Source organism: Bartonella sp. CL266QHHD, from assembly GCF_042195355.1.
In the GTDB taxonomy this organism is placed as follows: domain Bacteria; phylum Pseudomonadota; class Alphaproteobacteria; order Rhizobiales; family Rhizobiaceae; genus Bartonella.
The window spans coordinates 60,662-87,626 of sequence record NZ_JBHIOD010000033.1 but is presented as its reverse complement, the minus strand read 5'-3'; the positions used below and the strand labels follow the sequence as shown (position 1 = coordinate 87,626).

Genomic DNA, 26,965 nt, shown 5'->3' with positions numbered 1-26,965 from the left:
TTGGCTATAGAGAAGATCTATAAGAGGTATTGTATTTCTTGCTTCAAGTGTTTTACGCACACACCAATCATACTTATGATTTTTAAACAAATGATTTTGATTGTTCCCATATAAAAAACGATAAATTATCATTATAAATCAAATTATTGTAGAAAAGATTTTTCTTTATTTTAAGAGCGTACTTGATAATCTTTAAAAGCAGAAAATTTTATTTTAGGAGCTCTTTCTGCCTCATAATTCAATGAAAAATGGTTCTCCGCTAAAAAAACTGGATCACCTTCTAAATCATACGCAATAGCAGAGCGGTGATTGCTGAGAAACTTTTGCAACTCATCTTTGCTCTGCGCTGAAATCCAACGGCATAAATTAAAGCGCGCAGACTCAAAATTCACTGGCAAAGAATATTCTATTTTTAATCGTTCTTTTAAGACATCAATTTGCAAAGCACCAATAACACCAATGAGAGAAGGCGACCCATCATCAGGAATAAACAATTGTACAACCCCTTCTTCAGCCATTTGTTGCAAAGCTTCTTTGAGCTTTTTTGCTTTCATTGGATCGCCTAAACAAACACGACGCAAAATCTCTGGTGCAAAATTTGGTACTCCCTTAAAGAGGATATCTTCTCCTTCAGTCAAAGTATCGCCGATACGCAATGTTCCATGATTAGGGATCCCTACGATATCACCAGCATAGGCTTGATCAGCAATTTGGCGCGAACGCGCAAAGAAAAATTGTGGAGCCGAAAGTGTCATCGGTTTTCTTGTTCGAACCAACTTTGTTTTCATACCACGTTCAAGCGTTCCCGAACATACCCGAAAAAATGCAATACGATCACGATGATTAGGGTCCATATTCGCTTGAATTTTAAAAACAAATCCCGTCATTTTAGGTTCAGTTGCTATGACATTGCGCTGATCTGCACTTTGATCACGAGGACTTTGACCAAAATCTATAAGCGCATTGATCAAATCACGAACACCAAAATTTCGCAAAGCTGAACCAAAATAAACCGGTGTCATATGACCTTCACGGAAAGCTTGCAGATCAAAATTCTTGCAAACACTTTGAGCAAGTTCTACCCCTTCAATAAAAGTTGAACGTTGATATTCAGGGAGTAAATGGACAACCTCTCTGGGATTTGAAACTATCTGCTGTATTATCTCATCATCTTTTTGACGAAAACGATTATGATGAAGGTCATAGGTACCAACAAAATCTTTACCCGACCCAATTGGCCATGTTATAGGCGCGGTATCAAGAGCAAGCTTTTCTTCAATTTCATCTAAAAGCTCTATAGGATCACGTGCCTCACGATCCATTTTATTGATAAACGTAACAATAGGAATATCCCGCATCCGACACACTTCAAACAATTTTAATGTTCTAGGCTCAATCCCGCGGGCCCCATCCAATACCATGATAGCACTATCAACAGCTGTGAGAGTGCGATACGTATCATCCGCAAAGTCCTCATGTCCTGGGGTATCTAGGAGATTAAAAATATGATTTTCATATTCAAACGTCATCACCGAAGTCACAACGGAAATACCACGATCACGCTCAATATTCATCCAATCAGAACGGGTTTGAATACGATCTTTTTTGGCTTTTACTTCTCCTGCAAGTTGAATAGCACCACCAAACAATAAAAGCTTTTCTGTTAATGTTGTTTTCCCCGCATCTGGGTGAGCAATAATTGCAAATGTACGGCGTCGCTTTACTTCCTGCACTCTTCGTTCCATTATTCCTCCGTCGGCCGTGCAAGTGTTTCAGCAATCAGTGCACGCATTTCATTAATCCCATAAAGCGCTATAAATGATCCCCATCGTGGACCTCGCTCTTGTCCAAGAAGGACTTCATACAACATTTGAAAAAAAACATTAGAAACACCAGGCCCACCTTCAGGGCTTTTTTTGCTATGATCTTGATAACGTTCCGTTAATCGTGCAACATCAAGAAGCATATTTTGTAATATGTTGCCATCAACAGTTTCAGGTAAATGAGCTAATTTTTCATCAATTTGTGCTAATGTTTCTCGTTCGCTATCATCTGGTATACGAAATTTCTTGTTTGGTTTAACAAAAACATCAAAATATTTAATAGCAAACTTCACCAATTGATCAAGTTCTGGATAAGTTTGTGCATTTGCTCCTTTAGCGTAACGAGAAATAAAACCCCAAAGAACTTCTGCATTCTCCGCATTTGAAGCACTTACCAAATTTAGGAGCATCGCAAAGGATACAGGCAAATCAACCTGCGGTGGACAACCATTATGAATATGCCATACAGGATTACTAAGCCGTTCTTGCCATTTTTGACGACCATAGGCTGAAAGATGCGCATAGTATTCATCAACCGCTTTAGGAATGACATCAAAATAAAGCCTTTTTGCTGTTTTAGGCTTTGAAAACATATAAAGCCCTAAACTCTCTGTTGGAGCATAAGTAAGCCATTCATCAATGGTTAAGCCATTTCCCTTGGATTTGGAAATTTTCTGCCCTTTCTCATCTAAAAAGAGCTCATAGTTGAATCCTTCTGGGGGTTTTCCACCTAATACTTTACAAATTTTAGAAGAAAGATTTGTGGAATCGATAAGGTCTTTTCCGGCCATTTCATAATCAATGCTAAGTGCTGTCCAACGCATTGCCCAATCTACCTTCCACTGACACTTAACTTTGCCCCCCGTAACCTCTGTTTCTATAGTTTCTCCTGTTTCTGGCTCAATATAAGTGACTGTACCTTTTTCAACATTACGCGCAATCATCGGTACCTGTAATACTTTTCCAGAAAAGGGAGAAATCGGTAGAAAGAGTGAATAGGTCGCTTGCCGTTCTTCACCTAATGTTGGTAAAATAATTGCCATAACCTTGTCATAACAGGCAAGGATTTTCAAAAGTGTTTCATCAAAACGACCAGAATTGTAATAATCCGTAGCACTTGCAAATTCATAATCAAAACCAAAACGATCAAGGAAAGCCCGTAACCGCGCATTATTCGCTGCCCCAAAAGAAGGATAATCATCTCCAAAAGGGTCGGGTACACGACTCAACGGTTGACCAAGATAATGTTCCATCCTTTCGCGATCAGGCACATTCTCAGGAACCTTGCGCAAACCATCCATATCATCAGAAAAACAAAGTAATTTTGTTTTTACTTTATTCTCCGTGAGAATATGAAATGCATGACGCACCATGGTTGTACGTGCAACTTCCCCAAAAGTTCCAATATGCGGTAAACCAGAAGGGCCATAACCTGTTTCAAATATCACATTGTCTGGATAACCCGTTTTTTCATACCGTTTGATAATCTTACGTGCTTCTTCAAATGGCCAAGTTCTCGATTGAGAAGCTGCATCTTTTAATTCAGGCGTAAGGTTGAGGGTATCACACTGATCACGCATCATTATTTATCCTAAAAATTACACTCTTTTAAAATAGGGTGTATGGTTCTTGAATTTATTCGTCAATAATAGCAAGCAAAAAGATGAAAATTTCTTTATACTCTTAAGTCACAATACAAAAACCGCCCTCGTTATAAACATGTTTTGTTCTGATAAAAATCAAAAACATTCAATATTATAAAGCAAAATTGACTTGTTTTGATTATCGAAGCCTTCATTGCTATTATTATCATGGGTTTTGCTTATTATATTTATTAGCGCAGAAGATAAGCTTCTAGTATTGAACGAAAGAACGGTAAAAACCAACAGAAAAATGCTTAAACTAGGCATTTCATACAAAAGCACTAATCCATATTACACTTGTCACCGTAATTTTCTATTTCTTTTCTTTATCACCTTGATGACGCATTGCTAATGTACGCAAACGTAGAGCATTTAATTTAATAAAACCAGTTGCATCTCTTTGATCATAAACACCTTGATCATCCTCGAAAGTTACCAACTCACTAGAATAAAGTGATTTTTTACTTTGGCGCCCTTCAATAATTACATTCCCCTTATAAAGCTTTAACGTGACTTCACCTTCAACATGTTCTTGAGATAAATCAATAGCTGCCTGCAACATCTTACGTTCCGGCGAAAACCAAAATCCATAATAAATGAGTTCTGCATAACGTGGCATCAATTCATCTTTCAAATGAGCTGCACCACGATCTAGTGTTAAAGATTCTATCGCTCTGTGAGCCGTCAAAAGAATGGTCCCCCCTGGTGTTTCATAAATACCCCGCGATTTCATACCCACAAAGCGATTTTCTACCAAATCTAACCGACCAATACCATTATCGCGCCCATAATGATTTAATTCTGCAAGTAAAGTTGCAGGAGATAAATTTTTTCCATTGATTGAAACAGCATCGCCTTTTTTAAAGCCAAGAGTAATTCTGGTTGCTTGATCTGGAGCATCTTCCGGCGAAAGAGTACGCATATGGACATATTCAGGAGCAGGAAGTGCTGGATCTTCTAAAATCTTTCCTTCTGATGAAGAATGCAATAAATTTGCATCCACTGAAAAAGGCGCTTCACCTTGCTTATCCTTTTCTACAGGAATTTGATGAATACGAGCAAATTCAAAGAGATCTGTCCGACTCTTAAAATCCCAATCACGCCATGGAGCAATAATCTTTATATCAGGATTAAGCGCATAAGCGGAAAGCTCAAAGCGTACCTGATCATTGCCTTTTCCTGTTGCTCCATGAGCAATCGCATCAGCCCCTGTTTCCTTAGCAATTTCAATAAGGCGTTTTGAAATAAGTGGACGTGCAATTGATGTTCCTAAAAGATAAGTCCCCTCATAAATGGTATTGGCTCGAAACATCGGAAAAACAAAATCACGCACAAATTCTTCACGCAAATCTTCAATATAAATTTCTTTAACACCTAGCATTTCAGCTTTACGACGAGCAAGTTCCAGCTCTTCCCCCTGCCCCAAATCTGCTGTAAAAGTTACAACTTCAACGCCTAGCGTACTTTGCAACCATTTAAGAATAATTGACGTATCCAATCCACCTGAATAAGCCAAAACAACTTTTCTAATATTTTGCCACTTTTTCATTTTAACGTTCTATATGAGCTACTTTTTTTATTTCTACCCAAAAATCAAAACGATACAAGAAATATAAAAATAAATTCTTTTTAAGCAACATTAAAAAGACGTAAAAAGCGTAAATAAAGGTGCCTCAAAGTATAAATAGTGAACACTGCTTAAAAATAAAAGGAGATTTACGTGTCATTTCTACCGGAGTGGTCTATTGTTGTACAATTTGCTTTAGCATCGTTGATTTTAGCACTTATTCCAGGACCAGATATGATGCTTTCTGTAGGACGAACCATTACACAAAGCAAAAAAGCTGGAATTATGTGCGCCTTGGGTAGTGCAACAGGGTTTGCCATTCAGGTTACCGCTGTAGCACTTGGCTTATCAGCGCTTATTTTTGCTGCACCACATACTTTTGTTCTTCTGAAAATTGTTGGCGCCTTTTATCTTTTATGGTTTTCCTTTCAAGCGTTACGGAGAAACCCCACTTTTTCCTTTGAACAGACATCTTCTAAATCTCAAAGCGCTAAACGTAATTATCTTGCTGGTATTGGAATTAATCTTCTCAATCCTAAAGTTATACTCTTTAACGCGACATTCTTACCACAATTTATCAATGCGAATGATCCTATGGCAACACAAAAATTGCTCTTTTTAGGACTCTCTTATATTCCTATTTCTTTCCCCATTACAATTGCAATCGTTTTTACAGCGCATAAACTTACCAAAACTCTCAAAAAGAACCCTCTTTATATTCGCTTTCTCGACTGGCTTATTGCTGGTACTTTTACCAGCTTTGCCCTCCATCTCCTTATCGTTACAAAACATTGATTTATATGTGTAATGTATCGCTTTTAATTTAAATAAAAAAACAAATATTATAAGATTTTTTCATTTCAAACCCGTTTATGTTGAATAAAATAATACCTTTCCTTTGTACATCACAAGCGAAGCTGGAGTTTTCGTATGGATAAAAACTGTCTAAGAAAAGAATAAAAATACCTCTTATGAACCATCTTAAGTGCCAAAAGCTGTTTACAACATTGGGAGCTAAAAAATAGAATGGTGGTATCAACTTACACCTTTATTAAACATAAAGGTGTAGGAGTATAGTACATTTCACAGAGCCTTTTTGTTATACTCTTCACAGGCATTGTCGTGATATGAAGAGTGCACTCAGAGATACCTAAAAAACATATCAATGGACAACACAATGGTATTTATATTTTAGATCCTCTGTTGTGCTTGTGAAGCGTGATCTTATTAAAGAACGTAATAAACAAAAGCATGAGGCAGTGCACCATCTCCACTTTTTAAAAGATATTACCGTAGATGCTTTTAAAAGACATAAAACCGAATTAAAGAGTATGATAATAAGGTAAAAATTAGTTACAATCCTTAAGACCTCATATTCCCTCTAAATTAGGCTTCCTTCTTATTTCAGAGATTATGCAAACAGACTATAGACAATATCTTACCCCATTTAGCATATAAAAGCTGAGACTGTTCGTCTAGCACTTATCTATCTTAATCTCTGTCTCACACATGCTATTATATGATGATTTACTGAAAAAAAGCATAGGCCTCGATATCGCTGAAAATTGCGTTAACTAATGACCAATGGCATTTTCAAGTCGTAACCGTTCAGATTTACGTAAGCGCTCTGAAGCTGATTTAAGCTGTCCACATGCAGCTAAAATATCGCGTCCACGCGGTATCCGAATAGGAGAAGCATAGCCCGCTTGATTAACGACATCAGCAAAACGCTCGATTTGCTCCCAATCAGAACACTGATAATTACTCCCTGGCCACGGATTAAAAGGGATTAAATTAATCTTAGCAGGAATCCCTTTCAATAACTGAATCAATCGCTTAGCATCATCTAAACTATCATTGATATCTTTCAACATAACATATTCAAATGTGATTCGTTTTGCATTGGAAAGACCAGGATAATTACGGCAAGCCTCCATTAGTAAAGCAAGCGGATATTTTTTATTAATGGGAACAAGCATATCCCTTAGTGTATCGTGTACTGCGTGGAGTGAAATTGCTAACATAACACCAATTTCTTCTCCGGTTCGGATAATTCCAGGAACAACCCCACTAGTTGAAAGCGTAATTCGACGTTTTGATAAAGAAAGGCCATCGCCATCAGAGGCAATCAATAAAGCTTTTTTAACAGCTTCAAAATTATAAAGAGGTTCACCCATTCCCATCATAACAATATTGGTAATTTTTCGTCCTTCAATGGGAACAATTGCTCCATCAGGGGTATTCTTATCAGGAAAATCACCCAAACAATCACGTGCAACCAATAGTTGTGCCAAAATCTCTTCTGCGGTCAGATTACGAACAAGCATCTGCGTTCCCGTATGGCAAAAAGAGCAGGTTAACGTACACCCTACTTGCGATGAAAGACATAAAGTACCGCGTCCTTCTTCAGGGATATAAACCGTTTCAATTTCAACAGGTCTTCCAGCTCCACGTGCAGGAAAACGTAAAAGCCATTTACGTGTACCGTCTTTTGATATTTGTTCTCCAACAATTTCTGGACGCATAATGGAAAAATGACACTTAAGTGTTTCTTGCATTGCTTTAGAAATATTCAGCATCTCATCAAAATTTGAAACACCACGCACATAAAGCCAATGCCAAAGCTGACGCATACGCATACGCGTTTGATGCTCTGGTACACCAACTGTCTTTAAAGCTTGTATCATTTCATCTTGCGACAAACCAATTAAAGAGAGCTTAGAACTCTCCTTCACGACCACATTATCTGTTTTTCGTGCAAAACATGAACCAACTGGTCTAAGGTCATAGGAAATGGCCATTGCTTTCCAATTCACATCACTATTTTAGAAGTTATCGAAACCTTAATGGCACTTTTGAGCTGCGTTTAATGCAGCAGTGACCCCTTTTAAGGAATAAGTGTAGGTGGTATGCGTTCCTCTTTTTGATATCGCTTGCACTGTCATATTGTTTCCAGCACGTATAGCAGAAACAAGCTGCTTTTCTAGCTCTGATGACGCCAACCAAGCTGAGGAATCCTTCGTGAAAAAATTAAAGTCCTTATTTCCAATGGTCACTGTCACTCTCGATCCTTCTTGAAGCGTATAACCAGCCATAAACTGCGGTTCGAACGAAACAGGTGAATGAGAACGCTTGGTAATTAAGAAAAAATTATCACCATGATTAACCGTCGTTGGAAGAGCCTTCAAAGGTACCGATAACACATAGCAAATCGTATTTTGGGGCGATTTATAAGAATAGACCCCCCATGCTTCAAATTGATTTAAACGATTTGGCGTTTGTGCACATGCTGCCCCAGCTGTAACCAGAACCATTACAGATGCAGCAATAACAGTCTTTTCAAACATCTTTATTTAGCTCACTTCTTTAGTCTCTAACAAGATTCTCTTCATTGGAAAAATTCAAAAAAACCTCGATACTCATGTATCACTGTCCTAATTCTTCTAATAAGCAAAATATTTTCACACCAATTAAAATAGATCTCTACGTTTCATTGTGACCTTTTAGGTGTTACCAAAATATAAACTTCTTATTCAATAACCACATTAAAAAATAACATTTTCATTTTATGCTACTCATTTCGTTTTTGTATAAAAAACGATTTCTTTAAGCAATAGAACTTCAAAACGAGATGAAAATACACCACCACTCTGTTAAGAAATAAACTATACTCTTTAATATCACAAGAAATCTGCTGCAAAATTTTGCAAACACACCCTGACCTCCCCAAAAATTTCACAGCCTTGCGAATATCACTTCTCGACTTCACACATTCAATACATTTATGTTCGTAAATACCTCACCTTTTATCCATTATAGTGCATTCATACTTCGTATTCAACATCGTTCCCATATCGCCTTTTCATAATCTTCAAAATATCTTAAAAAAATAATAGACTATTATCACTACATTGGTCATGAAACATAAAGTACTAGATTTTGTCTCAACAACTACATGTAACTTTGTTTCTTTTGCTCCTATTAACTCTTCCTATATATTTCATCTCCAATTTTAAGTTCTAAAGTGATTCTAGTAGCTTATAATAGCTTAAACATATTATTTTAAATGTATTAGACAATTCCTTTCTTCCTGTTACCAAAAATGTTTTAAGAATTTTTTGACAAGTTCTCTTATCTTATTTCTCAGTAATTTATAACAAGAAATATAAAACTTTTTTCTATAGAAGTTCTAACATTACCGTTTTTTAAACAACATTTTAATCAATTAAAGACACTTGAATAAATCTTCTTATGCATAAAAACTCTTTCACCCAACCTAAAGGTATAGTTTTCATTCTTACCGTACAAAATTATTTTTTAGTATGAGCTCTATACAACAGCTGACATCTAAATCATACTTAATCACACTTTGCCAGCTTCCAATATTGCTACAGCCCTTGGCATTTGAGACGGTTCATAAGAAGCATTTTTACTCCTTGTCTTATACAGTCTTATCCACACGGCTTTCCTTAATTGTAATCGTGTAAGTGAATGGTTTTGATTGATTCAACATGAATAGGTTCGGCATGAGGGAATCTTATGATATTCGGATATCTCATTCAACATGTAAAACAGTAAATTATCTTTATAAATCAATATATTGACACACACAGGATACAATATCCCCTATTTTCTACTTGAATCTTAATAATATTATCCCTAAGTACCAAAATTTAATTTACAAAAAAATTCAATGCATGAATAAAGTTTTCTATTGATTTCTTCCCCACCCTCAGAGGGTGAAGATTTTTAACCCAATTTGGTGTATAAGAAGTTTGGATTCTTGTTGAGTCGAGTTCCCCTTGCCTTTCCACTCATGTGATTCACTTAACTAAAGGCTCTACAGACAAATCCTGCTTAAAAATATTTACCACGCACTCTAAAAGCACTTAATATATCAAGAAGATTTCCAGAATTTATCTCACCACACCTCAAATGATAGTGTTTTTATAGTATAATAGGATAAAAGAATCCATGAACATAATAATTAGGTGCTTTAATATACGAGAACAAGAAAGGACAACTCCTTCGTTTTTGTTGCTTGCTCTTTAAAAAGAAGGTTCACTTAGAAATGATTTTTTTTAAATCTCATGACATAACCTTTTGTTATTAGTCTTAAGATGCAAATTATATTATTTCCTACGCTCTGTGGTGCATACCTCGCAATTTATACGCTCATAATACCTTTTAAGCTGCATTTGATTCTGAAGTTTGAATCAATAAAGCATAAAGCGCATTGGCATTATGCGTATTGCGCAACTTTTGCACAACATCAGCATGGCGCAAAACACGTGCAATCTGAGATAAAGCTTTTAAGTGATCTGCACCAGCATTTTCAGGTGCCAAAAGGAGAAAAACGAGATCTATAGGTTCGTCATCGAGAGCTTCAAAATCAACAGGACTTTCAAGACGTGCAAATATACCAACAATCCGATCAATATCAGGTAATTTCCCATGAGGAATCGCAATACCACCACCCAAACCCGTTGAACCAAGCTTCTCGCGTTGCAAAACAACATCAAAAATTACATGCTCACTAAGACCTGTCAGCTTAGAAGCCTTTTCGGCTAAAATTTGTAGAACTTGTTTTTTCGAATTAGCCTTAAGAGCCGGAATGATCGCTTCCGGTGCTATTAACTCACTCAAATTCATACTTTAATTTTCCTCTTACACGCTCAAATGCTCATCAATAAACCTATAAACGGTATAGATACTTAATGTTCTTTCACTTTTCGCAACATCGCATGTGTTTTTATTTTTCAATTTATAACGGATGATAACTCAATACATGTCATATCACTTTTAACACAACAATAAATAGTATTTAGCTCCTCATTAATGGCATGAGAAAACAAAGAAATGAAGTTGTTCATAAAGTTAATTTCCTTACGACTCTAGAAAAGGTCATTATTCATAAATTTATTAAACTTGTCATAAGAATTGATGTATAATTCGCTATCAGAGTTTTTCTTTCCTTAAAAATGATCCCTTAAATTAAAATGAAAAGCATACTGAGCAAAATGGACCTTTACTTTGAAAATTACTGTATAGCTTGAATACCGCCTTATAACAAGAATATAAAGGTTTTTAGAGATTTAATGGTTATTTTAAAAGATTTATAGATTTAGCCTGATATCTGTAGTCAAGCTCCTATTTTTTAATAGGGCCATATAAACCAATAAAATACGACAACTCCTATTGAATAACCGGCGCTCCTATTAAAATACCTAAACCAGCATCATCGATATATTACAGAGAAAAATATCATAAACATCTCTTACCTTTCAATAACACACGCATTTATTGAGAGTTTCATTTATCACTCATTATCACGTTAATCTAGTGATATCTTTTCTATGATACAATCATGAGTAAGCTAAACTTATAAAAAAACAAACTAACTCTTTAATGATGAAGCTTTTTTCACCACTCAATAAAAACATTCTAAGGTTATAGTCATAAAAGAAGTTTTGGCATAAATAAGGAGATTTTCAGTAATAATGTTTGGTTAAACTTAAATGGAAACTCGTGAAAGCTGTAAAATCAAAGAGAAAACTGATTTCCTAAATAAATTCTGCGTACATCAACGTTGTTGATAATATCGTTAGGACAACCGTGAACTAACACGCGCCCTGTATGAATAATATAAGCGCGGTCGACAAGCCCTAATGTCTCACGCACATTATGATCCGTTATTAAAACACCAATGCCACGCTTCGTTAAATGACGAATAAGTTGTTGAATATCGAAAATAGCGATAGGATCAATTCCTGCAAATGGTTCATCAAGTAACATAAAATGGGGACGAGAAGCTAAAGCGCGCGCAATTTCAAGTCGCCGACGTTCACCTCCAGATAACGAAAGTGCAGACATTTTACGTAAATGATCAATTTTAAATTCATGTAAAAGGCTATCTAACTCTTCACGCTGTTTAAGGCGATCTTTTTCAACGACCTCTAAAACAGCTTTAATGTTATTTTCTACTGAAAGACCACGAAAAATAGACGCTTCCTGTGGAAGATATCCAATACCTAAACGCGCACGTCGATACATCGGAAGATGCGTAATATCAAATCCATCAATTTTAATGGATCCTCCATCAGATTTTATAAGCCCCGTAACCATATAAAAACAAGTTGTTTTACCTGCCCCATTGGGCCCTAAAATGCCAACGGCTTCTCCCGTACGAATGCCAAAAGAAACACCATTAACAGTTCGCCTTCCTCGATAAACTTTAATCAAATTACTGGCAATCAAGGTCCCTTTTAAGGGGTTTTTTGAAGCTTCACTTTCAAGATTATACCTATCGGTCTGTTTTTTTATTTTGATTCCAAACATGAAATCTTAATGACCATTCTTTTGATTTTGTTTTAAAATAATAGAAACACGACCTTTTTTCTTAGGTGTCTCACAACCTTCTAAAAAAGCCTTTCCGCTTTCCATATTTGCCGTTAGTTTGCACCCCGTTGCCACATTGTCACCATCAGTTAACACAACATGATTCCCTGTCAAACTCATCATTTTTGACTTTCCATCAAAAACGCCTTTATCACCCGTAGCAACTTGCGTAGCAATTTTTATATAAACTTTTCCTAAAGCTTCCATTTTTTGTATACTCGACGAACCAAATAAAGAAACAGATGATGCCTTTGTATTTTCCTGATTTTTATCAATTTCTTTATATGCTTTATCGTAGTAAACAACTAATTCTGCCGTTCTTAAAAGACGTTCACCTTGCACCACTGAAACATCACCCTTAAAAAGCGCTATCCCTTCTTTATCACGTATTTCCAAAGAATCTGCATGAAGTTCTACCGGTTCTTTATCGCTTGATAGACTTATTCCAAAATGGGCCACTTCAGCATATCCTAAAACTGCTCCTCCTCCTAACATTCCCATGCTAAAAGCCAACATCACACCTATCCATCTTTTGTACGATTTCATTATTTCAATTCTTTTGTTTGTATATACACATACTTCTCTTTATAAATATCCTTTAAAGATTTGTATTGATATTGCGTTATTGCTTTTGAAGCACTAAATGCACTCCACCATGGAAATACATGTTTTTTCCTTTTTCTCGAATTTGTAAGGCGTTTGCGGCAAGATGAAAACCGGCTTGCTGAATATTAACACGTTGATCTGTTTTTAACTGTCCCTCGGATAAGTTAATACTAGCTGACATAAATTGTACCATCATCCCATCATTCGTCGTAATGGTGAATGGCTTGTCCAACTGTAAAAAACCATTAATGTTATCGTAAACCCCCCCTTGTGCTGCGAGAAAAATCTGTCTTTGTTGGCCCATAAATGCTCTAGCTGTAATGTTTTGCAACCCAATCATTCCAGCGTGTGTATGGTCTTGAAATGCCCTTTCTGCTTTAAGCCAATAAGGTTCATGAGCACGCGTATACCCTTCTAATTTTGGATTGAGCATCGTCAAATTCATCACGCCACTTTCTCCATTGTTCAAAGGCATAGAATCAGAAGTAATGGGAACCAAGAAAAACGTAAACCAGCAAAAAACCAGCGCTGAAATCAACGCTAAGAGAGGTAAAAAGATTTTTAATATGCTAATGCGACGCGAATGACGGGATGCTTTTTTTAAAACATCTCCACAAGATGATTGCGTTGAAAAGGCTTCATAATGATTGTGTACGGACATACTCTCCTGATCTCTTAAATACTCCGCATTTTTAATCTGTATAACCTTTATAGAAGGTATTTTCAAATTTTGTTTCTTGCAATTTGTTTTTTCTTGATTTTATTTTGCTTTTATCCGTTTATATATTGTAATATGCATGGAGTGCACAATTACAAAATTTTTTTGTGTGAAAGTGAGGCTATTGTGGTAAAATCAGAGCTTGTGCAAATTATCGCTCGTCATAACCCGCATCTTTTTCAACGGGATGTGGAGAATATTGTAAACGCTATTTTTGAGGAAATTGCAACAGCACTTGCAAATGGCAATCGCGTTGAACTTCGTGGATTTGGAGCTTTTTCTGTAAAAAGCCGTTCAGCCCGTAATGGACGTAATCCACGAACAGGTGAAGCTGTTTCTGTTGAAGAAAAGTGGATTCCTTTTTTTAAAACTGGCAAGGATTTACGCGACCGTCTTAATCAGTGAGAAACTTATGATAATTAAACGTATTCTTCTAACAAGTATCGGTGTGATTCTCGCAGCGGTTTTGATTGTTTTTATCGTGGCTAATCGTCAAATGGTTCCGTTAACCCTTGATCCTTTTCGAGCAAATCCTGAAAGTTTTACTTATCATGCTCCCCTCTTTATATGGCTCTTTATTTTCTTTGGTTTTGGTATTTTATTAGGAAATCTGATAAGTTGGTTTTCCTATCACAAATACAAAAAAGCTCTCAAAAAAAGTAAAGCCGAGATTGAAAAATTGAAAACATCTATCACAAATCTGGTGTAATGGTATTTAAATGAAATCTTTTCTCTTTAGTATTTTATATTCAGTACAGAGTTAAAAGTGCTCTTTTTCTTTTTTTATACATGTTTTAATTGACTTTAGCTTTTTTGCACTTTTACGAAACATTTAAGAGCTTTATAACATCTTTTTATACCTCATATACCGTGATACAAAACATGCCCGCACAATACTTTCAATCCTCCCATAACAATAGATATCCGCAGGAAAAGTTGCCCCTTATTTTAGAAACGGGTATAAGCGAAAACTATGCTCTCATTGATTCTGGTCATGGACAAAAATTAGAACGTTATGGAGCTTACCGCATTATTCGACCAGAAGGTCAAGCACTATGGAAACCCGCTTTACCTCAACAACAATGGGCTGATGTTGATGCTATTTTCACAGGAAACCTTGATGAAGAAGGGGTTGGGCGTTGGCATTTTCCTAAAAAGCCACTTGATGAAACATGGGCTCTTGCTTGGAATGGATTGTCTTTTCTAGGCCGTTTTACTTCCTTTCGTCATGTGGGGGTTTTTCCTGAACAAGATGCCCATTGGCGCTCTATGGAAGAACAAATTGTTCAAGCCAAACGCCCTATAAAATTGTTGAATCTTTTTGGCTATACAGGTATTGCCTCTTTGATTGGAGCACGAGCGGGTGCGAATGTTACCCATGTTGATGCTTCTAAAAAAGCCATTGCGTGGGCAAAAGCTAATCAAGAAAGAGCAGGATTACCAGATCATTCTATTCGCTGGATTTGCGATGATGCTATGAAATTTGTCGAGCGTGAACTGCGTCGTAAAAAAAGCTATGATATGATTCTTCTTGATCCCCCTGCTTATGGGCGTGGACCCCATGGTGAAATTTGGCAACTGTTTGATCATTTACCCGCCATGATCACAAATTGTCGTAAACTTCTCTCTGATAAACCGCTCTCTGTTGTCCTTACAGCTTATTCTATTCGTGCTTCCTTCTTTGCACTTCATGCTTTAATGCGTGATGCATTTGTAAATCTTGGTGGTACAGTCGAATCAGGAGAACTCATTTTGCGTGAAGAAGTTGCAGGACGTGCTCTTTCTACTTCTCTTTTTAGCCGTTGGATTGCTTGAATATGTGTAGACCCAAAACTGGTAGAGTGAAAGAAATTACCTCTCTTAGCAACCCCATCATAAAAGATCTTAAAGCACTTAGCCAAAAGAAAAACCGTAATAGAGAAAGTCTTTTCATGGCAGAAGGATTGAAATTGGTCATTGATGCTCTCAATCTTGGCTGGACAATACAGACGCTTATTTTTTCTAAAAGTAAAATCGGTAATGCTACTATCGAAAATACTGCCGCACGTGCTGTAGCCAACGGTGGTTTTGTTATTAAAGCCTCACAAAAAGTTATGGAATCACTTACCCGACGCGATAACCCACAAACAGTTATTGGTATTTTCAAGCAAAAATGGCACTCTTTTGAAATGATAAAAGGACAGATTAAAGATGTTTACATCGCGCTTGATCGTGTGCGTGATCCTGGAAACCTTGGTACCATTATTCGAACCGCTGATGCTGTAGGTGCTAAAGGTGTTATTTTAATTGGTGAAACAACAGACCCTTTCTCGCCTGAAACGGTCCGTGCAACCATGGGATCTATTTTCTCTGTACCACTTTATCGTTTTGATGAAAGCGCCTTTTTAAACTGGTCTTCTCACTTTAAAGGTATGATCGTTGGAACACACCTCAAAGGATCTCTGGATTATCGCACACTTGACTTCAAAAATGGCCCTATTATCCTTTTAATGGGGAATGAAAAACAGGGATTATCAGATCTTCTTACGAATCGGTGTGATAAACTTACGCGTATTCCACAAAGCGGACGAGCAGACTCGCTTAATCTAGCTGTAGCAACAGCTGTTATGCTTTATGAAATCCGTCGCCCCTATTTAATACTGGAACCATGTGAGGAAAAACATGATTCGTAAATCACTCCCTTTTCTTCTCTTGGGCTTGGCTTTTACAGTAGTACTTGATCAAGCTGTCAAATACTGGGTTATGCACAATATGCCTTTAGGAACAGAAATTTCGCTTATTCCTTTTCTTTCCCTTTATCATGTGCGCAATTCTGGCATCGCATTTTCGTTTTTTTCTTCCTTTTCTCAGTGGGGAATCATCGCCATCACGATCATTGTGATTATCTTCCTTCTATGGTTATGGAAAAATACTGCATATAATAAGTATTTAATGCGCTTTGGCCTTATTTTTATTATTGGAGGAGCCATCGGCAATCTCATTGATCGTATTCGCTTTCATCATGTCACTGATTATATACTTTTTCATATTGATGATATTTTTTATTTTGCTATTTTCAACCTTGCAGATAGTTTTATCACTCTCGGTGTTATTGCCATCCTTATTGAAGAATTGCGTACTTGGATGAAAGCAAAGCCTCATTCCAATAGTACATCTTCTCATTGATATGTTCATTGCCTTAGAAAACAGAGATCTTTGATCATCACAAGTCTGATTACGCATTGATTTCTCTTAATCAATTCTTGTTGCTCGTCATTTCACGTGTTTCTCTTCATGGGACGATAAGATCTTACTTTCTTTTCAACTTCACATTTCTACACTTAGTTAGTGCAAAAGAAATGAACTCAAATAGAAATCAATATTTTTTATCCATGTGTCCTACATCATAATTTTTGAGGAGATATTTCACAGCATTTAAAGTTCCATTTATTTAATTAGAACAATTGCTTTTCGTATGTTTTTTAGTTTTTACAGATATCGCTTTTACAGAGCTTTTCTTAAGTGCTTCGTTTAAAAACTCTCCTTTTTTATTTTATATATTGCTTAATAAAAAACATTTTTTCAACTATTTTCAATGGTGTCTTGTTAAAGCAACATATTGATTATAAATATAAATTACCTTTTTTCATATTGAATAAAAGCCCTTAATAGCCTAAATCTCTTTTATTTGGAATCTGTTCATGTTGAATCCATAAAAACCCTGTCTCTTGCAAGACACAAGCAAGTTAATAATCTTGATTGATTTAATATGAACAGATTTGAAACCAGAGAAGCTTGCGATATTTAGAGTATCATTTAGTACTCAAAAAGACAATTTATCATTACATATCAATATATTATATAAAAATCCAATTCAATAGCTCTTATAACCGTGCAAAACAGATGCAATATTGGAAGTTGAAAAATAGTGTGATGATACTTGCCGCTCTTCTCATAAACGCAAAAATAGTGAATATTTTATAAGGGATTGTATTACATAGTTTCTGTGAATAATAGAAAATTTTTTGAATGTAGTCTTTTTATCTTGCAAAAATATGGCAAAAAATGGAAATATTTTTTATTAAAATGAACTATTTCCTTACCAATTTGTAAGGTTCCTTCTTCATATAAATCTCTTGTAATTTTTAAATAAATCTCCATAATAAGAGCATATATGCTGGAATTCTGTCAGTGATTCTTAAGGGTTTTTGTATTTGCCCAATTAAGGCTTATACCAAGCTTATCTGTGTAATGACAGAGACACTTTTAAAGCCCTATACCTGACAGAACATATGCTAAAGGATTTTATATTATGGCTAATTTTAAAGATTTACGTTCGGCACCTGCTTCTCATGCCGATGCATCAATTGATCAGGGATTACGCGACTATATGTTGGGTGTCTACAATGCAATGGCCATTGGTTTGCTTATTACAGCTGCTGCCGCTTATGCAATTGTATCATTAGCAACGACAACAGATATGAGCCAAGCAGCAGCTCAAATCAATAGCAGTGTTTATCTAACACCACTTGGAGTAACATTTTATACATCGCCATTCTCTTATATTGTTATGTTTGCACCACTCATAGCAGTCTTATTCCTCAGTTTTAAAATTAATACATTGAGCACAAATGCTGCTCGTAGTCTCTTTTTTGGTTATGCTGCTCTGGTTGGTCTTTCACTGTCTTCAATCGTTTTGCGCTATACGACAGAAAGTGTTGTGCAAACCTTTGTCATTTCCGCCGCAACTTTTGGAGCTCTTTCACTTTATGGATACACAACAAAGCGTGATCTCACAGCAATCGGTTCCTTCTTATTCATCGGATTGATCGGCTTGTTTCTTTCCATGATTGTGAACATTTTTCTTGGATCAAGCGCTTTGCAGTTTGCTATCTCTGTGATTGGTGTTTTTATCTTTGCTGGTTTAACAGCCTACGATACCCAGAGCATTAAGTTGATGTATTATGAAGGAGATGAAAGCGATACCAGAGGACGTAAAGTTATTATGGGCGCGTTGAATCTTTATCTTGATTTCATCAATATGTTTGTCTTCTTGCTACAGTTTCTTGGCTCAAACCGTGATTGATTGCAAAAATCATAACTTAATTAAAGAACCTTGTTTCTAAAAGAGACAAGGTTCTTTTGTTTTTAGTGTAAGTCTTTACCCTTGGCCTCTTAGGGACTATTCTTTTCGTAAAATGACAAAAATACCTTATAAGCAAAAATTCCCTTGGTTTACCGGTTTTATCCAACAAAAACTCCACAGCTCCCTTTTTAATGCAATTCACAGCCGCTCTCATCATCAATCAAACATCATCAATCAAAATAGTAATTATGATCTGACCGTTGCTTCCTATAATGTGCATAAATGTGTAGGTGTTGATAAAATTTTTAATCCTACAAGAATTGTCCGTGTTATTACTGAATTACAAGTTGATATTCTTGCTCTTCAAGAAGCAGATAAACGTTTTGGGGAACGCATTGGTTTGATTAATCTTCAGCTATTAAAAGCTGAAACCGGTTTGATTCCTGTACCTCTTAATACTATGTCACCTCATGGCCATGGTTGGCATGGGAATGCTCTTTTTTTGCGAAAGGGATATGTACGTGATACTTTACAAGTCACTCTTCCTAGTATTGAACCACGTGGGGCTGTAGTTGTAGAGTTGGAAATGGAAGCAGGCCCTATTCGTATTATTGCGGCTCATTTTGGCTTATTACGTTACTCTCGTAAACAACAAACAAAAATGCTCCTTGAAATTTTCCAAAAACGCCCCCTTATGCCTACACTCCTTATAGGAGATTTTAATGAATGGCGGATGGGAAAAGGCTCATCTTTAAATCATTTTTCTCCCTATTTTGATAGCACTTTTGAAGTTGTACCAAGCTTTCCCTCTCGCTTTCCTTTTTTAGCCCTTGATAGAGTTTTTTCTTTTCCCCACCAATTGGTAACAAGTATTGAAAATCATCTTTCACCGCTTGCACGCATTGCTTCAGATCATTTGCCTATCAAAGCCTATCTTAATCTTTCTAACGCAATCAACATTCTTAAAAATAAATAAAAAAATTAATGTGCCTCATCCCAATTTTGAGCCGTCATGACTTTTACTTCAAGCGGTACAGATAAAGATAGAACCGGTATTGTAGCATTTTCCATAACATTTTTAACAACAGTCATGGTTTTTTTACTTTCTTCTTCTGGTACTTCAAAAATCAGTTCATCATGCACTTGCAGCAACATTTTTGCTGATAGTTTTTCTTCTTTTAAAGCATCTTCCATATGTATCATAGCGCGGCGAATAATATCGGCCGCAGAACCTTGAATTGGAGCATTGATAGCTGCTCGCTCATTAAGAGAACGAATTTTTACATTCTTTGCTTTTATTTCTGGATAATGGATACGACGTCCAAAGATTGTTTCTACATAACCATTTTCACGTGCAAAGATTTTAGTTTTCTCCATATAATCTTTAATTCCTGGAAATCTTTCAAAATACAGTTGAATATAACGACCCGCTTCTTGGCGTGAAATTCCCAATTGATTAGCTAATCCAAAAGCTGAAATACCATAAATAATACCAAAATTAATCGCTTTTGCACGCCGTCGTATATCTGAATGCATTCCCTCTATTGCAACGCCAAACATTTGTGATGCCGTTATAGCGTGAATATCATGCCCTTTAGCAAAAGCTTCTTTTAATGCTTTTATATCCGCAATATGTGCAAGAATGCGCAATTCAATCTGACTATAATCAGCAGAAAGCAATACATGTCCTTTGGGAGCAATAAAAGCTGTTCGAATTTTACGTCCTTCAGCAGTTCGCACTGGAATATTTTGCAAATTTGGCTCTGATGATGATAACCGACCTGTTGATGTTATTGCCAAAGAATAATTCGTATGAACACGCCCTGTTTTTGGAAAAATATAAGAAGGCAAGGCATCTGTATAGGTAGATTTTAGCTTTGCAAGTTGACGCCACTCAATAATTTTACGCGGTAAAATATGACCTTCAGCAGCCAACTCTTCTAAAGTCTGTGCAGAAGTTGACCATTGTCCACCCTTAGTTTTGGCGCCTCCAGGCAATCCCATTTTGCCAAAAAGGATATCCCCTAATTGCTTTGGCGAAGCAATATTAAACTTTTCATCAGCTTGTTTATAAATTTCCTCTTCTAGAATCAAAGCAGCTTGTGCCAACTCTCCAGAAAGACGCAATAAAATCTGCCTATCAATAAGAATCCCCCGTTCTTCCATTCTTGCAAGAACTTTTACAAGGGGTCGATCAAGACGCTCATAAATTTTTGTCATCCCACGAGCAACAAGTTGTGGTTTCAATACTTGCCAAAGGCGTAGCTTTATATCAGCATCTTCCGCCGCATAAAGGGTTGCTTGTTTTAAATCTACTTGTGCAAAAGAAGTAATTTTTTTTCCGTTATGCGTTAAATCTTTATAGGCAATTGGTTTATGCTCAAGCCAACGTTCAGACAAATCATCCATATTATGGGTTAAAGTTCCAGCATCAAAAGCATATGATAAAAGCATGGTGTCGTCAAAAGAGCTTATCATAATGTCGTATTGCTTCATCACCAACCAATCATATTTTATATTATGACCAATTTTTAACACCGCTGAATCTTCTAATATCGGTTTTAAAAGTGCTAAAGCTTTTCGGGCCTCAATCTGTGAGGCAATGCGCCCGCCCCTCAAAAGGTCCTCTTCTCCTTCATCAAAATGTTCAAGAGGTATATAAGCTGCTTTTTCCGGCTGTAATGCGAGTGAAAAACCAACAAGCTTTGCTTGCATCGGATCAAGAGATGTTGTTTTAGTATCAAAAGCGAAAAAACCCTGCTCTTGTGCTTGTGATAACCACTCTTTTAAAATTTTCTCATCAAGAATTGTTGTATAAGCAGCTCTTGTAATTTTTTGAGTCAGCGCTTGATCTTTACGTTTTTGTGCAAAAACTTGTGGAGAATTTTCAGAAAAACTATGAAGAGATGCGTGCTCAGTATTCTTGATCTCAAAATCATGCCTGGGGCTTAGTTTTTCCCATTCAACATCTATATCAAGTGCGTCAATAACAGCTGCATCGCATGACGTTGCCTCTGCCACGCGACGCGTTAATGTTGAAAACTCCATCGCTTTCAAAAAAGCAATTAAACGTGGACCATCTTGTGGCTCCAAAACAAAATCATCTAAATCATTATCTATAGGAACATCTGTTTTAAGCCTGACAAGTTCACGAGACATTTTAACTTGTTCTCTATAAGCTTGAATGTTTTCACGCCGTTTTGTTTGTTTAATTTCTGTTACGCGTTGCAATAAAAGATCAAGAGAACCAAATTCATTTAATAACTGAGCTGCAGTTTTTGGACCAATGCCTGGAATACCCAGTACATTATCTGTTGAATCTCCAATTAATGCTTGTAAATCAATCATTTTTTCAGGCGCAACACCCCATTTTTCTATAACTTCTGAGATACCTATATGCTTATCTTTCATTCCATCATACAAAGATACATGCGTATTTACGAGTTGCATAAGATCCTTATCAGAAGAAATAATGGTTGTTTTTGCCCCAACCTTTGTTGCAAATTTTGCATAGGTAGCAATTAAATCATCCGCTTCAAAGCCTTCCTTTTCAATACAAGGCAAATTAAAAGCCTTCGTTGCTTGGCGTATTAGCGCGAATTGAGGAATTAGATCTTCAGGAGGTTCAGCGCGATTCGCTTTATATTCAGGATAAATTTGTTTCCGAAAAGTATCAGATGAATAATCAAAAATAACAGCAAAATGTGTTGGAACAACACCCGTAGCTGTATTACGAGCATCACATAGTAATTTCCATAACATATTGCAAAAACCAGCTACTGCTCCTACAGGAAGTCCATCCTTTTTACGTTTTAAAGGCGGCAAAGCATAATAAGCACGAAAAACATAGCCTGATCCGTCAACCAAAAAAAGATGATCTGTTGCTTTCATTACAATTTTTTCTCCATTTCAGCTAAAAAAACAATTTGTCCTTATATATTTTTTCACTTTGCCTCTAAAAAGCCATTTTTTCTTTTCATAAGACATGAAGTCGTTGCACTTTATATTAAGTACCTAGAGCTTTTCTTTGCTGTTACAGGATTAATAGCTTTCATTTTGCTCCTCCTATGATAGCTGAGGTACGATGTAGCGACAGGGTCGTTGTGGTGTTCCCCTCCCCACAACGACCGTTTTTTTTGACATCGATATTCTTTAATTTCAATCGTGACTTTTTTAGAGAAAAGATGATGTTATTCATGAATTTTGAAATTATTCCACAGAGCTTTTTCACCCATTTTGTAGATAAAATCAGCGTGTAACTTTTTTTCTTGCGTACTCAATCTTGAAGGTAAAGCCTGTGGGCGAATTTTAACGGCATAAGATGTATCTTTATCATTCTGGATATGTTCATCAACACCCCTTCTGTTATCAAAACCCAATACACCTTGTTTTCCACCGATAAGCTCAATATAAACATCGGCTAGAATCTCTGCATCAAGCAAAGCACCATGAAGAACACGATGGCTGTTATCAATTCCAAAACGTTTGCATAAAATATCAAGAGAATTAGGACCCATAGGAAATTTACGCCGCGCCATAGCCAGTGTATCAAGAATATTATCAACACTGATAAGCGGTTTGTTGACACGTTTTAATTCTGCATTAATAAAACCAATATCAAAACTCGCATTATGCGCAATCATTGTCGCGTCTTTGATAAATTCTAAAAACTCATCAACAATATCACTAAAACTTTTCTCGTTTTTTAGGCGTTCATTGGTTAATCCGTGAATTGCTACAACTTCATCAGGAATAATAACGCCTTCAGGGTTTAAATAAACATGAAATTGGCGCCCCGTAAGATAACGATCAACCATTTCTACACAACCAATTTCGATTATGCGATCTTTTTCTTTATCTAAACCTGTTGTTTCTGTATCAAAAATAATTTCCCGCATAACTTCAATTCTTTAGTTTTTTTATTACATCAAAAACCTGTTGACGTGTATTCTCTAAATCTTTCCCTGTATCAATAATAAAATCAGCACGTTCTCGTTTTTTTTCATCTGGCATTTGTTGAGCATTGATAAAGGCAAATTTTTTCTCATTCATACCTTGGCGAATCATGACACGTTCTTTTTGTATTTCTGGTGGAGCAGAAACAACAATAACGCTATCCACACGACTTTCACCATTTTTTTCAAACAAAAGTGGAATATCAAGAATAACGAATTTTTTCCCTTGTTCACGCGCTATATCAATAAATTCCCTTTCTTTTTCTTGCACCAAAGGATGAATTATTTTTTCTAATGTTTGTAATTTTTCTTTATCATCAATCAAAATTTCAGAAAGTTTCAAACGGTTAACTTCACCGTTTTCAACAACACCAGGAAAAATACGCTCTATGAATGACAAAGCTGGCTCACTTTTATAAAGCTGTTTTACTGCTTCATCAGCACTAAAAACAGAAATACCCGCTTGCTTGAAAAAATCAGCAACTGTTGATTTTCCCATAGCAATTGATCCCGTTAATCCTATGATCTTCATTCTCTTTTTTCACTCATATCCTCTAAAATAGCTGTCCGTAAAGCTTTTGTTACCTGTGGTCTTATTCCAAACCACTGTTCAAACCCTATAACAGCCTGATGTAGAAGCATCCCAAGCCCATCAACCGTCTTGAGATCACAAGCCTTTGCCTGTTGTAAAAAAGGAGTTATCAATGGTGTATAAATAATATCTGTTACTAACGCCGTTTTTTTTGCTTTATGAAAATCGCAAAAAAAAGAATCACTTTTTTCTTCTGGACTTTTTATACCAATAGAGGTTGTATTAACAATCAAATCAGCTTGATGAAGTATTTCATGGATTTTATGCCAATCGTAAACTTTAATGATTTTTCCAAAATGCTGAGCTAAATTATCAGCGCGTTGTTTTGTACGGTTAATCAGATAAATCTGTTCAAATCCGCGTTTTTTTAAGGCATATATGATAGCGCGTGCGGCACCACCTGCTCCAAAAACAAGAGCTATTTCCCCTCCCCAATCAGATGTAAAATCATCAAGATTAGCGCTAAAACCATAGGCATCGCTATTCGTGGCACAAAGCTTATCTCCTTCATACCAAAGTGTATTAACAGCACCAATCATTGTTGCTCTCTCATCTTTATAATCTGCTAAACGAAAAGCTTCCTGTTTATAAGGTAAAGTAACATTTCCTCCACAAAAGCCTATTTTTTGTAAAGACGCAATAAAATGACTGAATTCTTCAGATGTTACTTCTTGTGCAAGATATTCTCCTTGTAAACAATATTGTTTAAGCCAAAAATTGTGAATTTTTGGCGATTTTGAATGATGAATTGGAGAACCAACAACAAAAGCACGCGGATAATTTGTTTTTTTTATTGTTAAGTCAACCATCAATAATTCCTAAGTGGCGCAGTTTTATGAGTAGAGGCAGTAAAGGTAAACCAACAATGGTAAAAAAATCTCCTTCAATTTTTTCAAAGAGATGAATTCCTTCTCCTTCAATTTGATATACTCCCATGCTGTTTAAAACATCTTTTCCTACGCGTGCTAAATAACGTTCAATAAATTCTGATGAGAGTAAACGGACGGACATATGTGCACTAAAAGCTTCAACCCAAATTTTTTGACCATTTTTAAATAAAGCTACCGCACTATGAAGAGAATGGGTTTTTCCTGATAATTCACATAAACGTTGATGTGCTTCTTTAATATTTGTTGCTTTGTGAAAAACTTGACCTTCAAAATCAAGAACTTGATCACAACCAATAACGAAAGCATCAGGAAAACGATCTGAAACATTTTTTGCTTTTGCGCTCGCAAGAAAACAGCTGAGTTCTTTAGGTGTTTTTTCTTTTGCTTTTTTTTCTACTTCTCTTTCATCAAAAGAAGCTCCTTCAATGGAAAAATTTAAGCCTGCTTTTTTTAATAATTTTGCACGATAAAAACTAAGAGATGCTAATATTAACGTATCTGTGTTCATGAGAATTTTCTCTCATTTCCTTCACGAAATCGTGATAACAGTTCAAATATTGCAGCAGCAGTTTCTTCAATAGAACGTCTTGTGACATCAATAATAGGCCAACCAAAACGTTCGCAAATGCGTTTTGCATAGATTAATTCTTCAGCTATGTTGATACGATTTGTATAATTATCAAGAGCAAAACTTTCTCCCAAATCTCGATTTTGGCGGATATGTGAGATTCTTTCAGCTGAAGCAATTAAACCAATAATTAAAGAATTTTTTGCCTCTAAAAGGGATTCTGGCAAATCAATATTAGGAATAAGAGGAATATTAGCCGTTTTTATTCCGCGATTTGCTAAATAGATACTTGTTGGCGTTTTAGAGGTTCTTGAAATTCCCACAAGAATCACATCTGCTTCGGATAAGCTACTGGAAGACTGTCCATCATCATGCTCTATTGTAAAATCCAGTGCCTCAATACGGCGAAAATAATCCGCATTAAGATCATGTTGTGCGCTCGCACGTAAATGTGTTGGCATTCCAAGGTAAGACTGAAAAGCATTTAAAACAGGATGTAATATATCAATACAGGGAACTTTTATTTTTTTACACATTTTTTGAAGGAGAAGTTTAAATTCTTCATCAATCATTGTGTAAAGAACAATACCTGGTTCTTGTTGTATTTCATCAAGAGCTTTTTGTAACTGTATTCTATTACGAATCATAGGATAGATATGCTCTGTTGCCTGACTCATTGCATATTGCGATGCTACAGCTCTTCCAACAGAGATTAATGTTTCTCCCGTTGCATCAGAAAGCATGTGTAAATGAAAGAATTTTTTTTCTTTTGTCACAAAAATTTTAACTCCTTGTTAAGATATGTGTATATATCTTCACCGTTTTTTATAAAACTAAAATTTAGGAAAAATTCTCCTTTTTTATGCACAAATTAAATGCTTGTAATAATTTAATCCCTCTTATAAAAAAAGAGGGGATAATATCTTTAAGATAGTGTTATTTTTATTCTTTTTTAACTTCCTTTTGTGGATAAAATTGAGGATAAATAATAATCCACACTAAACACAGTTATAAATAAGAATAATCCTTTCTTTAATATAAATTTATTAATATAAATTTCTGTAAAAATACTTTTGAATAGCATTTCATTAATGCTATAAATTTAACTTACATTTTTGTTATTAAAATAATTAAATACTA

At 35.9% G+C, this 26,965-nt stretch carries 23 protein-coding genes; 8 read left to right on the top strand and 15 right to left on the bottom strand.

Annotated features, from left to right (window positions below; all coding sequences use genetic code 11):
• Nucleotides 1-170: 170 nt before the first annotated feature.
• The 3 genes from ACFIK7_RS03085 to ACFIK7_RS03075 all read right to left on the bottom strand — a co-directional run bounded on the left by ACFIK7_RS03085 (nucleotide 171) and on the right by ACFIK7_RS03075 (nucleotide 5,015).
• Nucleotides 171-1,745: a peptide chain release factor 3 gene (locus tag ACFIK7_RS03085; RefSeq protein WP_375630604.1), complete on the bottom strand. Its 1,575-nt coding sequence runs from the start codon at nucleotides 1,743-1,745 to the stop codon at nucleotides 171-173.
• Nucleotides 1,745-3,406, bottom strand: a complete 1,662-nt coding sequence (locus tag ACFIK7_RS03080) for a lysine--tRNA ligase (protein ID WP_273790196.1) — start codon at nucleotides 3,404-3,406, stop codon at nucleotides 1,745-1,747. The genes ACFIK7_RS03085 and ACFIK7_RS03080 overlap by 1 nt, the downstream gene beginning before the upstream one ends.
• A gap of 373 nt (nucleotides 3,407-3,779) precedes the next feature.
• Nucleotides 3,780-5,015 carry an argininosuccinate synthase gene (locus tag ACFIK7_RS03075; RefSeq protein WP_375630607.1) on the bottom strand — a complete coding sequence of 412 codons (1,236 nt, stop codon included), beginning with the start codon at nucleotides 5,013-5,015 and terminating at the stop codon, nucleotides 3,780-3,782.
• A gap of 171 nt (nucleotides 5,016-5,186) precedes the next feature.
• Here ACFIK7_RS03075 and ACFIK7_RS03070 point away from each other — a divergent pair, with 171 nt between their 5' ends.
• The gene (locus ACFIK7_RS03070; protein ID WP_375630609.1) at nucleotides 5,187-5,828 is read left to right on the top strand and encodes a LysE family translocator; all 642 of its coding nucleotides are present in this window, start codon (nucleotides 5,187-5,189) and stop codon (nucleotides 5,826-5,828) included.
• A 779-nt stretch (nucleotides 5,829-6,607) separates the two neighbouring features.
• Here ACFIK7_RS03070 and rlmN read toward each other — a convergent pair.
• From rlmN to lptC, 6 genes are all read right to left on the bottom strand, one after another.
• Entirely contained in the window at nucleotides 6,608-7,834 is a 1,227-nt protein-coding gene (gene rlmN / locus ACFIK7_RS03065; RefSeq protein ID WP_375654291.1) for a 23S rRNA (adenine(2503)-C(2))-methyltransferase RlmN, read from the bottom strand.
• Nucleotides 7,835-7,876: 42 nt separating this feature from the next.
• Nucleotides 7,877-8,380, bottom strand: a complete 504-nt coding sequence (locus ACFIK7_RS03060) for an invasion associated locus B family protein (RefSeq protein WP_273790192.1) — start codon at nucleotides 8,378-8,380, stop codon at nucleotides 7,877-7,879.
• Between the two features lie 1,840 nt (nucleotides 8,381-10,220).
• The gene (gene ptsN / locus ACFIK7_RS03055; RefSeq protein WP_273790191.1) at nucleotides 10,221-10,685 is read right to left on the bottom strand and encodes a PTS IIA-like nitrogen regulatory protein PtsN; all 465 of its coding nucleotides are present in this window, start codon (nucleotides 10,683-10,685) and stop codon (nucleotides 10,221-10,223) included.
• Between the two features lie 891 nt (nucleotides 10,686-11,576).
• Nucleotides 11,577-12,371: an LPS export ABC transporter ATP-binding protein gene (gene lptB / locus ACFIK7_RS03050; RefSeq protein ID WP_273790190.1), complete on the bottom strand. Its 795-nt coding sequence runs from the start codon at nucleotides 12,369-12,371 to the stop codon at nucleotides 11,577-11,579.
• A gap of 6 nt (nucleotides 12,372-12,377) precedes the next feature.
• Entirely contained in the window at nucleotides 12,378-12,977 is a 600-nt protein-coding gene (locus ACFIK7_RS03045) for an LptA/OstA family protein (protein WP_375643020.1), read from the bottom strand.
• Between the two features lie 76 nt (nucleotides 12,978-13,053).
• Nucleotides 13,054-13,698 carry an LPS export ABC transporter periplasmic protein LptC gene (gene lptC, locus ACFIK7_RS03040; RefSeq protein WP_375662917.1) on the bottom strand — a complete coding sequence of 215 codons (645 nt, stop codon included), beginning with the start codon at nucleotides 13,696-13,698 and terminating at the stop codon, nucleotides 13,054-13,056.
• Between the two features lie 183 nt (nucleotides 13,699-13,881).
• On the opposite strand from lptC, the gene ihfB reads away from it, so the two are divergent.
• The 7 genes from ihfB to ACFIK7_RS03005 all read left to right on the top strand — a co-directional run bounded on the left by ihfB (nucleotide 13,882) and on the right by ACFIK7_RS03005 (nucleotide 19,796).
• Entirely contained in the window at nucleotides 13,882-14,160 is a 279-nt protein-coding gene (ihfB, locus tag ACFIK7_RS03035) for an integration host factor subunit beta (RefSeq protein ID WP_273790186.1), read from the top strand.
• A 7-nt stretch (nucleotides 14,161-14,167) separates the two neighbouring features.
• Nucleotides 14,168-14,464, top strand: a complete 297-nt coding sequence (locus tag ACFIK7_RS03030) for a lipopolysaccharide assembly protein LapA domain-containing protein (RefSeq protein WP_273790185.1) — start codon at nucleotides 14,168-14,170, stop codon at nucleotides 14,462-14,464.
• Nucleotides 14,465-14,637: 173 nt separating this feature from the next.
• Nucleotides 14,638-15,570 (top strand): class I SAM-dependent methyltransferase, encoded by a 933-nt coding sequence (locus ACFIK7_RS03025; protein WP_375637260.1) that lies wholly within the window; start codon nucleotides 14,638-14,640, stop codon nucleotides 15,568-15,570.
• 2 nt (nucleotides 15,571-15,572) lie between these two features.
• A complete protein-coding gene (locus ACFIK7_RS03020) occupies nucleotides 15,573-16,427 on the top strand; it encodes an RNA methyltransferase (RefSeq protein WP_273790183.1) in 855 nt (284 codons plus the stop codon).
• Nucleotides 16,417-16,920: a signal peptidase II gene (gene lspA / locus ACFIK7_RS03015; protein ID WP_375662916.1), complete on the top strand. Its 504-nt coding sequence runs from the start codon at nucleotides 16,417-16,419 to the stop codon at nucleotides 16,918-16,920. Before ACFIK7_RS03020 ends, lspA begins: the two co-directional genes overlap by 11 nt.
• Nucleotides 16,921-18,046: 1,126 nt before the next feature.
• Nucleotides 18,047-18,820, top strand: coding sequence for a Bax inhibitor-1/YccA family protein (locus tag ACFIK7_RS03010; protein ID WP_273790181.1), 774 nt, complete (start codon nucleotides 18,047-18,049; stop codon nucleotides 18,818-18,820).
• Between the two features lie 112 nt (nucleotides 18,821-18,932).
• Nucleotides 18,933-19,796 (top strand): endonuclease/exonuclease/phosphatase family protein, encoded by an 864-nt coding sequence (locus ACFIK7_RS03005; protein WP_273790180.1) that lies wholly within the window; start codon nucleotides 18,933-18,935, stop codon nucleotides 19,794-19,796.
• A 5-nt stretch (nucleotides 19,797-19,801) separates the two neighbouring features.
• Here the strand turns inward: ACFIK7_RS03005 and polA are convergent, their stop codons facing one another.
• The 6 genes from polA to ACFIK7_RS02975 form a co-directional block, all read right to left on the bottom strand.
• Nucleotides 19,802-22,711 carry a DNA polymerase I gene (polA, locus tag ACFIK7_RS03000; protein ID WP_375662915.1) on the bottom strand — a complete coding sequence of 970 codons (2,910 nt, stop codon included), beginning with the start codon at nucleotides 22,709-22,711 and terminating at the stop codon, nucleotides 19,802-19,804.
• Between the two features lie 299 nt (nucleotides 22,712-23,010).
• On the bottom strand, nucleotides 23,011-23,718 hold the full coding sequence (gene dnaQ / locus ACFIK7_RS02995; protein WP_273790178.1) for a DNA polymerase III subunit epsilon: 708 nt from the start codon (nucleotides 23,716-23,718) through the stop codon (nucleotides 23,011-23,013).
• A gap of 4 nt (nucleotides 23,719-23,722) precedes the next feature.
• Nucleotides 23,723-24,307 (bottom strand): dephospho-CoA kinase, encoded by a 585-nt coding sequence (gene coaE / locus ACFIK7_RS02990; protein ID WP_273790177.1) that lies wholly within the window; start codon nucleotides 24,305-24,307, stop codon nucleotides 23,723-23,725.
• Nucleotides 24,304-25,176, bottom strand: a complete 873-nt coding sequence (locus ACFIK7_RS02985; protein ID WP_375662914.1) for a shikimate dehydrogenase — start codon at nucleotides 25,174-25,176, stop codon at nucleotides 24,304-24,306. Before ACFIK7_RS02985 ends, coaE begins: the two co-directional genes overlap by 4 nt.
• A complete protein-coding gene (locus ACFIK7_RS02980; RefSeq protein WP_375662913.1) occupies nucleotides 25,169-25,765 on the bottom strand; it encodes a Maf family nucleotide pyrophosphatase in 597 nt (198 codons plus the stop codon). Before ACFIK7_RS02980 ends, ACFIK7_RS02985 begins: the two co-directional genes overlap by 8 nt.
• Nucleotides 25,762-26,601, bottom strand: coding sequence for a pyruvate, water dikinase regulatory protein (locus ACFIK7_RS02975; RefSeq protein WP_273790174.1), 840 nt, complete (start codon nucleotides 26,599-26,601; stop codon nucleotides 25,762-25,764). The genes ACFIK7_RS02980 and ACFIK7_RS02975 overlap by 4 nt, the downstream gene beginning before the upstream one ends.
• Nucleotides 26,602-26,965 lie beyond the last annotated feature (364 nt).

Coding starts and splice junctions, on each gene's coding strand:
- ACFIK7_RS03075 (WP_375630607.1), bottom strand. CDS start 5,015: ATGAAAAAGTGGCAAAATATTAGAAAAGTTGTTTTGGCTTATTCAGGT.
- polA (WP_375662915.1), bottom strand. CDS start 22,711: ATGAAAGCAACAGATCATCTTTTTTTGGTTGACGGATCAGGCTATGTT.
- dnaQ (WP_273790178.1), bottom strand. CDS start 23,718: ATGCGGGAAATTATTTTTGATACAGAAACAACAGGTTTAGATAAAGAA.
- ACFIK7_RS03080 (WP_273790196.1), bottom strand. CDS start 3,406: ATGATGCGTGATCAGTGTGATACCCTCAACCTTACGCCTGAATTAAAA.
- lptB (WP_273790190.1), bottom strand. CDS start 12,371: ATGTTTGGAATCAAAATAAAAAAACAGACCGATAGGTATAATCTTGAA.
- ACFIK7_RS03010 (WP_273790181.1), top strand. CDS start 18,047: ATGGCTAATTTTAAAGATTTACGTTCGGCACCTGCTTCTCATGCCGAT.
- ACFIK7_RS03030 (WP_273790185.1), top strand. CDS start 14,168: ATGATAATTAAACGTATTCTTCTAACAAGTATCGGTGTGATTCTCGCA.
- ACFIK7_RS03045 (WP_375643020.1), bottom strand. CDS start 12,977: ATGAAATCGTACAAAAGATGGATAGGTGTGATGTTGGCTTTTAGCATG.
- ACFIK7_RS03060 (WP_273790192.1), bottom strand. CDS start 8,380: ATGTTTGAAAAGACTGTTATTGCTGCATCTGTAATGGTTCTGGTTACA.
- ACFIK7_RS02980 (WP_375662913.1), bottom strand. CDS start 25,765: ATGAACACAGATACGTTAATATTAGCATCTCTTAGTTTTTATCGTGCA.
- rlmN (WP_375654291.1), bottom strand. CDS start 7,834: ATGGCCATTTCCTATGACCTTAGACCAGTTGGTTCATGTTTTGCACGA.
- ACFIK7_RS03020 (WP_273790183.1), top strand. CDS start 15,573: ATGTGTAGACCCAAAACTGGTAGAGTGAAAGAAATTACCTCTCTTAGC.
- lptC (WP_375662917.1), bottom strand. CDS start 13,698: ATGTCCGTACACAATCATTATGAAGCCTTTTCAACGCAATCATCTTGT.
- ACFIK7_RS03085 (WP_375630604.1), bottom strand. CDS start 1,745: ATGGAACGAAGAGTGCAGGAAGTAAAGCGACGCCGTACATTTGCAATT.
- coaE (WP_273790177.1), bottom strand. CDS start 24,307: ATGAAGATCATAGGATTAACGGGATCAATTGCTATGGGAAAATCAACA.
- ACFIK7_RS02985 (WP_375662914.1), bottom strand. CDS start 25,176: ATGGTTGACTTAACAATAAAAAAAACAAATTATCCGCGTGCTTTTGTT.
- ACFIK7_RS03005 (WP_273790180.1), top strand. CDS start 18,933: ATGACAAAAATACCTTATAAGCAAAAATTCCCTTGGTTTACCGGTTTT.
- ptsN (WP_273790191.1), bottom strand. CDS start 10,685: ATGAATTTGAGTGAGTTAATAGCACCGGAAGCGATCATTCCGGCTCTT.
- lspA (WP_375662916.1), top strand. CDS start 16,417: ATGATTCGTAAATCACTCCCTTTTCTTCTCTTGGGCTTGGCTTTTACA.
- ACFIK7_RS03025 (WP_375637260.1), top strand. CDS start 14,638: ATGCCCGCACAATACTTTCAATCCTCCCATAACAATAGATATCCGCAG.